We start from the raw sequence: 12,948 nt of genomic DNA, 5'->3' as shown, positions 1-12,948 counted from the left end.
GGGACGCCTACTACCGGGGCTCGCCGCTGGTGGCGGACGCCGAGTACGACGCGATCGAGGACGAGCTGCGCGGGCTGGTCGAGGCGAACCCGGAGCTGGCGCCGGAGCCGAATCCGCTGGAGCAGGTGAGCGCCCCGGCGGTGCTGCACGCGCTGCATTTCCCTATTAGATGTGCGTGTTGGCGCAGGTCGGGAGGGACGGTTCCGTGACGGGTTGGCGGGTGTTTTGGGTGCCGCTGTCGCGGGTCTGTCCGGCATCGTGCCGGTGCCGGTGGCCCTCGCCGTGCTCGCGGCACTCCCCCTGGCCGGACTCGTCCTCAGCCTGACCCGGCGCCCTACCGCCGCCCCGAACCCGACGCCACGCGTGGGAGTCCGCGACGACGGTCCACCTGCATCTGATCCGATAACGCCTTTACCGAGGAAGGGAGCCTGCCGTGGCCGCTGAGCCATTCAGGGTCAGCATCACCGAAGCCGAGATCGCGGATCTGCGTGAACGGTTGCGACGGACGCGGTGGCCCGAGCGCGAGCCGGTGGACGACTGGTCGCAGGGGTTGCCGCTGGCGTATGCGCGGGAGCTGTGCCGCAGCTGGGCCGAGGACTACGACTTCGGGTTCGCCGAGCGGCTGAACGCCTTCCCGCAGTACCGCGACACGATTGACGGGCTGGGCGTTCACTTCCTGCATGTCCGCTCGCCGGAGCCGGACGCGTTCCCGCTCGTGCTCACGCACGGGTGGCCGGTTCGGTGCTGGAGTTCCTGGAGGTCCTCGGCCCGCTGACCGATCCGCGCGCGCACGGCGGGGATCCGGCGGACGCGTTCCACGTGGTCGCGCCGTCGTTGCCCGGGTACGGCTGGAGTGACAAGCCGTCGACGACCGGGTGGGGGTCACGCGCATCGCGCGCGCCTGGGACACGTTGATGGTTTCGCTGGGTTACCAGCGGTACGGCGCGCAGGGCGGGGACTGGGGTTCTGCGGTGTCCGGCGCGCTGGGCGAGGTGGCGCCCGAGCGGGTCGCCGGCGTGCACCTGAACCTGGGATCCGTGGCGGCGGGCACGTTCGACGACCCGACGCCCGCGGAGCGGGCGAATCTCGCGGCCGAGAAGGAGTTCCAGCGCACCGGCCGGGGGTACTCGGCGATCCAGGCGACCCGGCCGCAGACGCTCGGCTACGGCCTCACCGACTCCCCGGCGGGGCAGGCCGCCTGGATCGCCGAGAAGTTCTGGGCGTGGACGGACAACGACGGCCATCCCGAGGACGCGTTGTCGCGGCAGACGATCCTTGACGAGATCTCGGTCTATTGGTTCACCGCGTCGGCCACGTCGTCGGCGCGCCTGTACTGGGAGAGCTTCGCCCACTTCCGGGACAAGGTGACCGCGCCGTCCGGGCTGTCGGTCTACCCACGCGACATAACCCGCCCGTCGCGGCGGGAGGCCGAGCTGCGGTTCACCGACCTGCGCTGGTTCGAGGAGCTGCCGCGAGGCGGCCACTTCGCCGCCCTGGAGCAGCCGGAGTCGCTGGTCAAGCAGGTGCGCGGGTTCTTCCGCCTGTTCCGCTGACTGTCCGTGCCACCCCTGGGAAGCCCGTCAGCCTGGCTGAGCAGGTGCTGTCTGCTCGGGCGAGGGTTCGTGGGGCGAGAAGCGGGTTGTCACGTGGTCGGCGGCCGGTTCCGGATGCGCCACCGCTTCCGGTGCGAGGTGGCCGACGCCGTTTCGGAGTCCGGGGGCGGTGGAGAGCAGGTCTGTGAGGCGCCGCTTCTGGTGATAGGTCGGCCGGAAGTACATCGGCAGCACGGGCTGCCGTCCCAAGGTGGCCAGCCGTGGGTCCGTGTCGTGGAGGAGTTCAAGATCGGGTTGTATTGCCAGGGGCCGGTTTCGGGGGCTTCGTTGGTGGCGGCGTTGAGGTTGAGACCGGTCCATCCGGATGGTGTCGTCGCGTGGGTCCTATCTGACCGTCAATCCGCCGTCGACGTGCAGCACTGTGCCGGTCACCCAGCGGGCGTCGTCTGAGGCGAGGTAAACGGCGGCTTCGGCCACGTCCTCGGGTTCGCCGATCCGCTGGGCCGGATACGCGTCGTGCACGTAGTGCTCGTAATCCGCGCGCTGGTCCGAGGTCATCTGCGCGAGGTAGGCGCGTTCGAACGTCGGAGTGCGGATTGAGCCGGGTGCGATGGCGTTGACCCGGATGTGCGGACCGAGCTCGTTGGCCAGTGCCTTGGTGAGCGAGTTGAGCGCGCCGCGGGTGGCCGAATAGACCGAGGACGGGCGCCCGGCGACCATCTTGTCCGCCCAGTAGCTGGAGATGTTCACGATCGCGGTCAGCCGCTCGTGCAACAACTGGGTCAGCACGACCGGCACGCGCAGGTTGAGGTGCACCATCGCGTCGAACTGGGGCTTGGTGAGTTCGGCCAGCGGCGGCATGTGTGAGAGACCGACGTTGTTCACGAGCACGTCGACGTCCAGGGGGTCGACAGCGGCGATGAGTGCGTCCTCGTCGTTGAGGTCGACGGCAACGGTGCGCGTGTTGGGCAGTGTCAGGGCGCCGAGCTTGCGCTTGTCGCGGGCGAGCAGCACGAGGTTTGCCCCTTCCCGCGCGAACGCGGTAGCGATGGCAAGGCCAATTCCCTCGCTGCCGCCGGTGATCAACGCGGTCTTTCCGGTCAGGCGGTCCATCGGGTCTCCAAGTCGGCCAGCTGGCGGGTACGGGCGGCGCGGATTCCGGCGGCGGCATCGCTGCCGACGGGCAGCCGCAATGGTGGTTCCGGCAGGTCGACCAGCGCGAGGATCGCGGCGGCCACCTCCTCCGGTTCGGTCGGTCGACGGGCGTCGCGCCCGATACGGTCCAGCCCGTCGTAGTCGGCGATCGTCCCGGGACGCTCGCGTTCGGCCCAGCTCCGACGAAAGCCAGTGTTGATGGCGCCCGGTTCGACGATGCTGACCCGGATACCGAACGGGGCCAGTTCCTCGGCGAGCGACACCGACAACCCTTCGAGCGCGTGTTTGCTTGCCGTGTACGCGCTCATGCCAGGGGCACCGATCTGACCGGCCAGCGAGCTGATCTGCACGATGTGGCCAGAGCGAGCGGCCCGCAGGTACGGCAGCGTCGCCCGCAGGACGTCGGCGGCCGCGAAGAAGTTGACCTCGAACTGTTCGCGCAGCGCCGCGTCGGACAGCTCCTCGAAGGCGCCGGCCGCCGCATAACCGGCGTTGTTCACCACGACGTCGATCCGGCCGAAGGTGGCGGCGGCCTCGGCGACAGCCCACCGGACCTGTGCAGGGTCGGTGATGTCGACGGATTTCCGGCCGATAGCGACCACTTCGTCCCCGGCTGCCGAGGCTAACCGCGCCAGTGTCGAGCCCAGGCCGCCTGACGCGCCGGTGAGCAGCCAAACTCGTCTTCTCATGCCCCCACGTTAGGCGGAGAACACTTCTCCGTCTAGCGTGGGGGATATGACAGGACTGCGGGCGGACGCCCGGCGAAGCGAGGAAGCACTGGTCGCGGCGGCGCGAAAAGCCGTCGCGGAAGTCGGACTTGAGGTGTCGACCAACGAGATCGTCAAGCGGGCCGGTGTCGGACCGGGCACGTTCTACCGGCGCTTCCCATCACGACAGGCGTTGCTCGAGACGATCCTGCTGGAGGTTATCGGCGAACTCGAGGACAAGGCGCGGGCCGTGCTTGAGGATCCCGATCCAGGCCGGGGTTTCGCCGGGCTGCTGCGGGCGTTCACGTTGTCCCAGGTGGAAAACAAGGGCCTGTCGGACGCCTTGGTCGCGCAGGGCGGAAGTCCCGAGGCCGACATGGCGCGCGAACGGTTGCGCGATCTCATTCGCCGGGCGACCGAACGCGCACAGCGGGCGGGCGCTGTGCGCCCGGACCTGTCGTGGGCCGACGTACCGTTCCTCGCGGCCGCCGCGGCGGGGACAACACAGAACTGTCTGGACCTCCACGCTGGCGCGGTCCAGCGAGACCGGGTGCTCGCCGTTCTTCTTACCGGAACTGCACATTCCGGCCCTGAACTACCCGGAGAACCCGCCACCGTCGCAGAGTGACGCAGTCGCCGTCTCCCTCCGCCGCGCATCCGCCAGTGTGGCCAGGACTCGGCGTGTCCGGCGCCGGGGCGTGGCACGGCGGTGGCAGCCGCCTGCTCGGTCGTGGTGCTGTGAGGGTTCCCCCTCGGTTCGGCACCCAGGGCGGAGCCCCTGAGGGTTCGGAAGTTGCGGCGGAACGTCATCGCGGCAGCTCAGGGTCCTGCTTGCGTGCCGTGGAGTGGCAGGCCGAGCAGTGGTAGCCATACCGTGTCCACGATCTCGACGATCGTCTCGTCCGGTACCGCACCCATGGCCATCAGCATGTCGTGGCGCACCAGGTCGAAGGGCAGGTTCACCACGCGATCGGGTCGCGGTACATCCGTAAGCTCGCCACGTTTGACGGCGCGGTCGACAAGCGTCGCGAAGGGGGGCTGTTGGTCCGTGGGGTGGAGGCGGCTGCGCAGGTCTTTGAAGGTGGTGCCGGTCTCGCGGAAGTGATCCGCCAGCTGGATGCGCAGAAGTATCACCGTGCGGGCCCGCTCGGCGTTGACCGTACGCAGGAGGGTGAGGGCGTCCTGGCGCAGGCAGCCGGTGTCAGGAACGTCGAGTGGACGCCAGTGAGGGGCGAGCGTGGCGATGAGGAGGTCCTCGCGCTGCGGCCAGCGCCGGTAGAGCACCGGTTTGCTGGTTCCGGCGCGTGCTGCGATGGCCTCGTAGGTGAAGCCGTTGTAGCCGTGCTCGACGAGTATGTCCCAGGCGGCATCGGTTATCGCGTTCTCCAGGGCGGCGCCCCTACGCCGGGTGGGGGTGCGTTCTCTGCGCCGCTCACTCACCGGTACCCCCGTATGTCGATTTTCATGGCATTTCGCCATGCGATTGGATCCGCTTGCGTATCTTAACCTGCAGCCGTACACTCGACGCGTTAAGAAACCGATCAGTATCTTAACGGTGCCGTGCGTCAAGCAAGGGAAACGCGCATGTCCATGATCAATGCCGCGCTCGTGGAGTCATTCGACGAGCCGCCGCACTTCCGCTCCATCCCTGCCCCCGAGGCTGCCCCCGGCCAGGAAATGGTGGACGTCCTCGCCGTCGGCGTGCACCGTGCCACCAAGGGAATCGCCGCGGGCAAGCACTACACCAGCCCCAAGACGCTGCCTGCCCTGGCCGGCGCCGACGCCGTAATCCGCCGGGCCGACGGCAGCCTCGCCTTCGTCATGCCGATGGGCGCGGGCTCCCTGGCCGAGCGCATCGCCATCGACCCGGCCACCGCCATCCCCGTCCCGGACGGAACCGACCCCGCACTCCTGGTCGCCACCATGAACCCGGCCTTGTCCTCGTGGGCCGCGCTGCGCACCCGGGTGCCCTTCCAGGCCGGGCAATCGGTCCTGGTGCATGGCGCGACCGGCAACGCCGGATCGATGGCCGTCAAGGTCGCCAAGCATCTCGGAGCCGAGCGCGTGATCGCCGCCGGACGCAACCGCGCCCGCCTCGACGAACTCACCACCGAAGGCGCGGCCGACATCGTCCAACTCACCCCCGACCAGGACGCCACCGCGGCCGCGCTCGCCGAGGCCGCCGCAGAGGTCGACGTGGTCCTCGACTATGTATGGGGACCTCCCACCGAACTCGCCATGCGCGCCGTCCTCGAGGCACGTACCCAGCACACCCGCCTGCTCGACTGGGTGCAGATCGGCGGCATGGGCGGAGACACCATCACGCTGTCCGGACACGCCATGCGCTCCAACGCATTCCGCGTCCTGGGCAGCGGCATCGGAGCGGTCCCCATGGACGTCATGCAGCGGGAGTTCACCGAGCTCGTCGCCGCGATCGCCGCGGGCGGCATGGCCGTGCGCCCGCACCCCTTCCCGCTCGAGCAGGTCGAGGCGGCCTGGGCCCACCAGGACGCACCCGGCGAGCGCACCGTCATCCTCCTGTGACACATACGCCGCCCGGCCCGATGGCCCGGCGCCGGCGGCGAGCGGAGCCTGGCTATGGTCAAGCGTGATCGTCGGCGTGCAGCCGAACACGGCATGGGTGGACGTTCGCCTTCGGGCTGGAGCAGGAGCAAGTTCATGTCTGATCTGTCGAAGACTCTGACAGGCGAGCCGTATATCCGTGTTTTTGTGAAGGTGGCCCACGGTCCGGATTTCGTCCGGAGCTACCTGCATAACTTCAGCGCACGCCTTGAGTACGTGTTCAGGATTCCGCGGTTGAACAACCTGCAGGTCGTCGGCATCACGTCGGAGCTGGGCAACATCTCCGCAGTCATCACCGACTCACTCGACGGGTTCCCGGAATACCTCGCCAAGACGAAAGTCATCTACAAGACCGATGACATGGAGGCCACCTTCAAGGCGGCCGAGGCCGCGGGGATGACAGTGCTCCAGGGAAAGACACCCGTTCCCATCGGCTACCAGGGCCGATTCGAGATGCCGGGCGGCTACATTGTCGAGCTGTTCGAGGTCTCCCCGGCGGGCGAGCAGTACATGAATCCCAACCCCTTGGAGTGGGGATTCGTCTAACAACGCGCGCTCATGCCGCTGACCGGGAGTTTCGCGTAATACGGGCTCGGCTCTTCGCTGGTAGTCAAAGAACCAACTGTCGGAGCGGCGAGCATCCCATATCCACAGCTCGGCATCGAAAACGACGATCACCGATTCATCATCGCACGCGGGACCGACAATCCTTCATCGTCTAGAGTCACACGCCGAGTGTGCCTCAATCGCCACCAGAAGCCCTTGCCGAGCACGCTGTCATGCCGACGTCGGTGCGCCTCGGTTTGAGGAAGGCTCTACGGGCACGGCTGGCGGGTCGGAGACTTCTGGTTCTCGCGTTGGACGTCCGTCGCGTCGGACGTCTGGGCCGCAGCGCTAGGTACCGTTTCGTTCTTGGCGTTGCCGGTACCGTGTCCAGTATCGGTTTCATTGTGGCGAGGAAGCTCTCGCGGGTGAAACCGATGGGTTGGATGCGGCGACTGTAGTGAGCCAGCCCGGGATAGTCTGCTGGGTCGGCGCCCAGTGTGATGACTCGGAAGGTTTCCAGTCTTCGCTTTTGCTCGGCCGGGCCGGAGGATTGGCTGGCTGCGTGCGCGGAGATGAGGGACACGGACAGGGTCACCAGCCGGTGGTACCACTCGGGGATGAGTTCCTCGGGGACTCCGGCGTCGCTGAGAGGCCCTGCAGGGTTTCCTCGATCACCAGTTGGCTGCCGGGTCCGCTGCCTGGGTAGTGGCTGGTGTCCTTGGCCAGTTGTGGCAGCGCGGCGTAGGCGTCCCATGAGCGCTGGTCAGGTCGAGGAGTCGCTCGCGCCAGGTCCCCTGCCGCTGGTAGTCGTGCATGGTTTGGACCAGCACGTGGTCCACGATTGCGAGCATCAGCTCGGTGCGGTTGCGGAAGTGGCGGTACAGGCTGGAAGAGTGCGCTCTCCGACGAAGAGCTGGTCGGCCTGGCGGATCTGCTGATCGCCAGGCCAGCGGCGCCAGCACGGGCGGTTCTATACCTGGGCCGGGTTCGCGATTGCTGGGATCGTCGTCTCCCTCTGGATGTCAGGGCAGGGTGGTGGTGTCGAGAGCCTGGATTTGGCGGGAACCGAAGTTGGTGGCGAGGAGGGTGGTTCCGTCCGGGCTGGGGGCCAACTCGCGGGGGAGCGTGCCGGTGGGGATGCGTCCGAGGTTGGCCGGTTTCCCAGCCAGGGCCGCGCGCGTGTCCACCACGGTCAGGCCGGTGGTCGCGCCCGGGGTGTCGAACCGGTTGGAGTCGGCGGTGACGATCCGGGCGCCGTCCCGGGTGAAGGTCAGCCCGACCGGGGCGCTGCCGACCTGGACCGAGGTGAGCAGGGCGTTGCTCCCCCGCGCGGTGACCCACACCGTCTTCCCATCGGGGGCGGGCGCGACCCGCACTGGGTTGCAACCGGCGGGCACGTTGCGCAGCAATGCCCCGCTGGGATTGGTTTCCAGCTTGGTGAGATCGAGGACGCCGAGTTGTCCCTGCCCGCCGGTCCCGTCAGGGGTGAGCTGGCTGGTCGCGTACAGCCAGCGGCCGTCGGAGGAAATCGCGGAGCCGACCACCGCCTTGCCGAGCGCGACGCTGCCGACGACGGTCCCGGGGCCGAACCCACCGCCCAGTGCCGTGCGCAGATCGAAGACTTCGATGGCACCGCGGCCACCGGTCTGGGCATTCCCGTATTCCTGGCTGACGAAGACAAACCGGTCGTCGGGGGAAACGGTCACCGCGATCGCGCTGGTCCCGACCGTGCCGGTCAGCGTGCCCAGCACCGCCCCTGGCATGCCGACCTCGGCTTTGGCCGCGTCCAGCACGATCGCTCCTCGCCCCGTGGCGACGAGCAGACTGCTGCCGTTGTGGGTCAAGGCAAGTCCGGTGGCGCCGCTTTTGCCCAGGCTCTCCGCGGGGAGCGGGATCGTGCGCACCAGCCGAGGTGGGAAAGTGTCTGTGGCCAGCACCCCGAGTTCGGTCCGCAATGCGACGAACGCCGTACGACCCGATCGGGCGTAGGCCAGCCCGAACGGGGCGGCGGGAACGGTCAGGCTCGCGGCGCGCACGTTGTTGAGCGTCGCCTGTGGCGGCGGCGCGGTGGTCTGACACCCCGGCGCGGACTTCCCGGCCCCGGTGGCCGGTGCGATGGCGGCCGCGGGACCGCAAGCGGCGACCAACGCGACCGCCGCGAGCACGACCGCGGCCCCGAACGACCGCCGCTGGCGGTGAATTGCGCTGTTCACGGTTATCTCCGATCCGATCGTCTCGAATACGTCCGCGAGATTACCTATTTCCCGACGAAGAAGTACTGCGAACCGGCGCTATGGGAATTTTCCGGCCGAATCTGACTTTTGCGCAGATCGGAAATACGCGTGGACATACGTAGATCTACCAATGCCTCTCGCCAGGTCAGCCAATTGCGGTCGCGGCCCGGCGTGCCGCAAGGCGGCCGTCCCAGTAGCGGTAGTGACCACGTGAACGTGACCGACCTGCCGTGGCTACCCGCGAGGCACGACCTCGATGCCTGCAACAACTTCCCCGAGATCCGGAACGCCTGGCACGACAGCAAACCCGGCGAACCCGCGCACTACGCGGTCAGACTGATCTGCGCCGGATGCCCGGTCCGGCTCCAGTGCGCGCTCTCCGCGCTCGAACGTGGCGAACCGTGGGAAATCTGGAGTGGCCTCAACCGCGCCGAACCCAAAACGGTCGCGCTGGAGTTCGGATACCCGGTGCCCACGATGATGCCCGACGACGGCACCCTCGCCCGCTACGTCAAGCACGGCCGCGGATGCCCAGACTGCAGGCCCGGCCCCGAGCAACTCCTGCTGCCCGGGCTGCCGCCATGCCGAAGTGCAACCCCGATCGACGACACGACCAGCGCGCCGCCCCGGCTCGCGGTCGCCGCATAGGAAATGACGGAACCGCGTGACCGTGAACATTCGTCTGATGGGCGTTGCAGACGAGGGCGATGCCGTGTTCGCCGCGATGAGCGGAGTGCTCGACGTCGCGGGCGGCTACCGGGCGCCGACACTCTCAAGCCGTGGTAGCGGGTGTCGGCACTCGGGGGATCGCGGAGGTCGGATCGACGCCGGAAAACGCGAGTCCTATGACGAATCCGGCGACTTCCTCGAGCTGACGGGCACGGCTCAGTGACCCGAGCACCGCAGCCTGCGCGCCCACGTCGCGGACAAGGTCGGCAGTGGTGCGGAGCGCGGCATCATGGTCACCAGCCAGCACCACCGTCACCGGCTTCCGGCTCTCGCTCCATTGATCGGCGGCGAACAGGTGAAACGCCTTGACCACCTGCGAACCCGGCGCCCAGTCGGCGATATGTTCGGCTGCCGCGCGGCCATCCCGGGTGAGCAACTCGCCGACGCCATGCTCGACGGCGTTGGTAGGGTCGATCAACGGCGTGCCGGCCAGCGAACCATCCGCCGCCCCGGCGGCGCGAAGGATGCCCGGCAACCCCGGCCAGGACACAGCGACCAGCACGGCGTCCCGCTCGATAACCGCCTCGGCCGGAGCTACCGCCTGGGCTGGTCCACCCATCCGCGCGGCCGCGGCCGCGGCTTTGTCTGGTGAGCGGCCGCCCACCAACACCTCGTGCCCGGCGCGGGTCCATGCCCCGCCCAACGCGATGGCCAAGGCGCCGGTGCCCAGAATCCCGATACGCATGGTTGGCTCCTCACTTGATCGTGGACTGCCGAGAGTTACAGCTACCGTAGGAATCCGAGACGCACCGATCGGTAGGAAACGGACGCGCGACCATGGCATCGACGAATTCCGACCGCACCGTGGACCGACGCGGCTCCTGCGATGAGTTGCTCGTTGACTGCCGCCTGCGTGCGGCGACGGAACTGTTCACCCACACCTGGGACCCGGTCGTGCTCGTCGGCCTGCGAACCGGGCCGCGGCGCCGTTCTGAGCTGCTTGAGGCGGTCGGCGGTCTCAGCGACAAGGTGCTGACCGAGACCCTGCGTCGGCTACTCGCCAACGGCCTGGTCGAACGCCACAGCTATCCCGCCGCGCCGCCACGCGTCGAATACCGCCTGAGCCCGCTGGGTACGAGCCTCGTCAATGGACCGATGCGCGAGCTAGGACGATGGATACTCGAGCACGGCGACGAGTTACTGGAGGCCCAGGAGCGCGCGACCGTACCGGCAGCCATCGGTGCTGCACAGTCCGCTGAATGACGGATCGGGATGGTCATGAGCTTGGTCGGCCACCACGTCGCCGGTGACGAGACAGTGGTGACCGAGGCGATCCGCCGGTCTTGCCGCACACTGCGTCCCGAACCACGGAAGCGCATCGGAACACAACTCGAAGCCGGTCGGAAGCAGGGCTGGGCACTCTACGCCTGGAACGTCCGAACCACGGAGAGAACAGGATGCAGGCAAGTGCGCACACAAATCATGCGGATGGCTTTGCTCGCGAGCGCGGCGGTCGCAGCGACCACCGGTGTAGCATCCGCCAGCCCCTCGGCTGGCGCGGGCCCGGCGAGTGAGATCGCGGCCCAGTTGGCGGCCGTCCCCGGGGGCACACAGGTCAGTGACAATGTGATCGTGTGGCGAGGTGGGAACGTGGTGATGTCCTTCCCCGATCCCGGTCAGGAATATGCCCCCGCAGGTCTCGGCCGGAACGTGCGGCCAGATGCCTTGCGTGCCGCGGGAGCCGAATGGCTGAACACCGCCGGCCCACGGGATGTGCACGGCTGCCAGTCCGGAGAGGGCATCAAGGACGCCTACTGCTTCTACACCGACCGGGATTTCCAGGGGCGCAGGCTTCAGTTCTTCGAGACCTGCTCGGACAACGCCTACAACTGGGGATTCGAACACAAGACCAGCTCGTGGGTGGCTACCGACATTGACAAGACAATCTATACATATGATGTTGTTGACGTTGACCAAGATGACTATTTGTGGCGGGAGCCTGAGAACTCGCAGTCCTCTTATGTGGGTGATAATGTCAACGACGATATGGTTTCGTGGATGTGTGGGAAGTAATGGCACCAGGGGACTGAGGTCGTCGGAATGTCAAACGGAAGAAAGCGCGGACACGGGTAGGCCGATCTGGTGCCTGGGTATCACCGGCGAAATCAGATCGTTCAACCGCGTTTCCAGCACTTTCCTCGTGAACATTTCCAGCAGCCCGTCCGCGCTACCTATCCGGCCCGGGCACACCAGCCCGGGGCGAGTGCGGCGGCCACGCAGCGGTTCGCCGACCGCATCACAACGGCCTGGATCCGGCCAGCCGGGCGCTGCCGGAATGGATCGGTGAACAACTACGACCCCTGTTGAGCGAACAGAAGGAGACCGTCCGATGAGAACTGTTGCCGCGTATGCCGCTCCGGCGGCGAAGGCGCCGCTGGAACCGACCACCATCACGCGGCGGCCGGTGGGCGACCACGACGTGCTGATCGAGATCAAGTACAGCGGAATCTGCCACTCGGATATCCACCAGGCGCGCGAGGAATGGGGCAGTGGGGTCTTCCCGATGGTGCCCGGACACGAGATCGCGGGTGTGGTCGCCGAGATCGGCGCTGCGGTGACCCGATACGCGGTGGGGGATCGGGTCGGCGTGGGCGTGTTCGTGGATTCCTGCCGCGAGTGCGCACACTGCCGGGCGGGGGAGGAGCAGTACTGCCTGAACGGGATGACCCCCACCTACAACGCGATCGGACGCGACGGGGAGCCGACCTACGGTGGCTACAGCACGCACGTGGTGGTGGACGAGAACTACGTGTTGCGGATCCCCGATCAGATCGCCCTGGACGCCGCCGCCCCGCTGCTGTGCGCGGGAATCACGATGTACTCACCGCTGCGGCACTGGAACATCGGTCCGGGAAGCCGGGTGGCGATCGTCGGGATGGGCGGCCTGGGCCACCTGGGCGTGAAGATCGCGCACGCGCTGGGCGCGGAGGTGACGGTGCTGAGCCAGAGCCTGCGCAAGAAGGACGACGCGATGCGGATGGGCGCCGATCACTACCACGCCACCAGCGACCCGCGAACGTTCACCACCCTGGCGCGATCGTTCGACCTGATCCTGTGCACGGTGTCGGCCACCCTGGATGTGGACGCCTATCTGGGGCTGGTACGGCTGGACGGGTCGCTGGTGTTCGTCGGGTTGCCGGAGGAGCCGGTGTCGTTCCGCATGTTCTCGGCGGCCGCGATGCGGCGAAGCGTCGCCGGCACCAACATCGGCGGAATCCGCCAGACGCAGGAGATGCTCGAGTTCTGCGCGCGACACGGAATCAGTGCGGACATCGAGACCATCGCGGTGGACCAGATCAACGAGGCATACGATCGGGTCCTCGACAGCGACGTCCGCTACCGGTTCGTGATCGACACCGCGACCTTCGCCCAGTAGGCCGACCAGTCATCGGCAACAGGGCGGGCGGATGACATTCGTCGCGAGTCGGGTCCGCGGAGCGT

General features: G+C 67.7%; 13 protein-coding genes and 1 pseudogene. 9 read left to right on the top strand and 5 right to left on the bottom strand.

The window, feature by feature from the left end:
• A partial coding sequence (locus FXO23_RS33165; protein ID WP_218952220.1) for a hypothetical protein occupies positions 1-209 on the top strand: 209 nt, incomplete at its 5' end.
• A gap of 224 nt (positions 210-433) precedes the next feature.
• Positions 434-1,553: pseudogene (locus FXO23_RS33160) on the top strand (epoxide hydrolase family protein).
• 384 nt (positions 1,554-1,937) lie between these two features.
• On the opposite strand, the gene FXO23_RS33155 reads toward FXO23_RS33160, so the two are convergent.
• Both FXO23_RS33155 and FXO23_RS33150 read right to left on the bottom strand, forming a co-directional pair.
• Entirely contained in the window at positions 1,938-2,666 is a 729-nt protein-coding gene (locus FXO23_RS33155) for an SDR family NAD(P)-dependent oxidoreductase (RefSeq protein ID WP_158889560.1), read from the bottom strand.
• On the bottom strand, positions 2,654-3,397 hold the full coding sequence (locus FXO23_RS33150; RefSeq protein WP_158889558.1) for an SDR family NAD(P)-dependent oxidoreductase: 744 nt from the start codon (positions 3,395-3,397) through the stop codon (positions 2,654-2,656). The genes FXO23_RS33155 and FXO23_RS33150 overlap by 13 nt, the downstream gene beginning before the upstream one ends.
• Before the next feature lie 46 nt (positions 3,398-3,443).
• Between FXO23_RS33150 and FXO23_RS33145 the strand changes: the two genes are divergently transcribed.
• Entirely contained in the window at positions 3,444-4,043 is a 600-nt protein-coding gene (locus tag FXO23_RS33145) for a TetR/AcrR family transcriptional regulator (RefSeq protein ID WP_158889556.1), read from the top strand.
• A 191-nt stretch (positions 4,044-4,234) separates the two neighbouring features.
• Here the strand turns inward: FXO23_RS33145 and FXO23_RS33140 are convergent, their stop codons facing one another.
• Positions 4,235-4,855: a TetR/AcrR family transcriptional regulator gene (locus FXO23_RS33140; RefSeq protein WP_246258174.1), complete on the bottom strand. Its 621-nt coding sequence runs from the start codon at positions 4,853-4,855 to the stop codon at positions 4,235-4,237.
• 144 nt (positions 4,856-4,999) lie between these two features.
• Between FXO23_RS33140 and FXO23_RS33135 the strand changes: the two genes are divergently transcribed.
• Together FXO23_RS33135 and FXO23_RS33130 are read left to right on the top strand one after the other, a co-directional pair.
• Positions 5,000-5,959 carry a quinone oxidoreductase family protein gene (locus tag FXO23_RS33135; protein ID WP_158889552.1) on the top strand — a complete coding sequence of 320 codons (960 nt, stop codon included), beginning with the start codon at positions 5,000-5,002 and terminating at the stop codon, positions 5,957-5,959.
• A 135-nt stretch (positions 5,960-6,094) separates the two neighbouring features.
• Entirely contained in the window at positions 6,095-6,544 is a 450-nt protein-coding gene (locus tag FXO23_RS33130) for a VOC family protein (RefSeq protein WP_158889550.1), read from the top strand.
• A 1,022-nt stretch (positions 6,545-7,566) separates the two neighbouring features.
• Here the strand turns inward: FXO23_RS33130 and FXO23_RS33125 are convergent.
• On the bottom strand, positions 7,567-8,757 hold the full coding sequence (locus tag FXO23_RS33125; RefSeq protein ID WP_158889548.1) for a YncE family protein: 1,191 nt from the start codon (positions 8,755-8,757) through the stop codon (positions 7,567-7,569).
• A 231-nt stretch (positions 8,758-8,988) separates the two neighbouring features.
• On the opposite strand from FXO23_RS33125, the gene FXO23_RS33120 reads away from it, so the two are divergent.
• Positions 8,989-9,426, top strand: coding sequence for a WhiB family transcriptional regulator (locus FXO23_RS33120; protein WP_218952214.1), 438 nt, complete (start codon positions 8,989-8,991; stop codon positions 9,424-9,426).
• 124 nt (positions 9,427-9,550) lie between these two features.
• Here FXO23_RS33120 and FXO23_RS33115 read toward each other — a convergent pair whose 3' ends face one another.
• Complete coding sequence (locus tag FXO23_RS33115; RefSeq protein WP_158889544.1) at positions 9,551-10,192, bottom strand: NADPH-dependent F420 reductase; 642 nt, start codon at positions 10,190-10,192, stop codon at positions 9,551-9,553.
• A gap of 92 nt (positions 10,193-10,284) precedes the next feature.
• Here FXO23_RS33115 and FXO23_RS33110 point away from each other — a divergent pair, with 92 nt between their 5' ends.
• The 3 genes from FXO23_RS33110 to FXO23_RS33100 all read left to right on the top strand — a co-directional run bounded on the left by FXO23_RS33110 (position 10,285) and on the right by FXO23_RS33100 (position 12,883).
• Positions 10,285-10,710, top strand: a complete 426-nt coding sequence (locus FXO23_RS33110) for a winged helix-turn-helix transcriptional regulator (RefSeq protein ID WP_158889542.1) — start codon at positions 10,285-10,287, stop codon at positions 10,708-10,710.
• Between the two features lie 57 nt (positions 10,711-10,767).
• Positions 10,768-11,520, top strand: a complete 753-nt coding sequence (locus FXO23_RS33105; protein WP_158889540.1) for a hypothetical protein — start codon at positions 10,768-10,770, stop codon at positions 11,518-11,520.
• A 316-nt stretch (positions 11,521-11,836) separates the two neighbouring features.
• Positions 11,837-12,883 carry an NAD(P)-dependent alcohol dehydrogenase gene (locus FXO23_RS33100; protein ID WP_158889538.1) on the top strand — a complete coding sequence of 349 codons (1,047 nt, stop codon included), beginning with the start codon at positions 11,837-11,839 and terminating at the stop codon, positions 12,881-12,883.
• Positions 12,884-12,948 lie beyond the last annotated feature (65 nt).

The organism is Amycolatopsis anabasis, assembly GCF_009765355.1.
Taxonomy (GTDB): Bacteria; Actinomycetota; Actinomycetes; order Mycobacteriales; family Pseudonocardiaceae; genus Amycolatopsis; species Amycolatopsis anabasis.
This window is presented reverse-complemented; position numbering and strand designations above follow the sequence as displayed.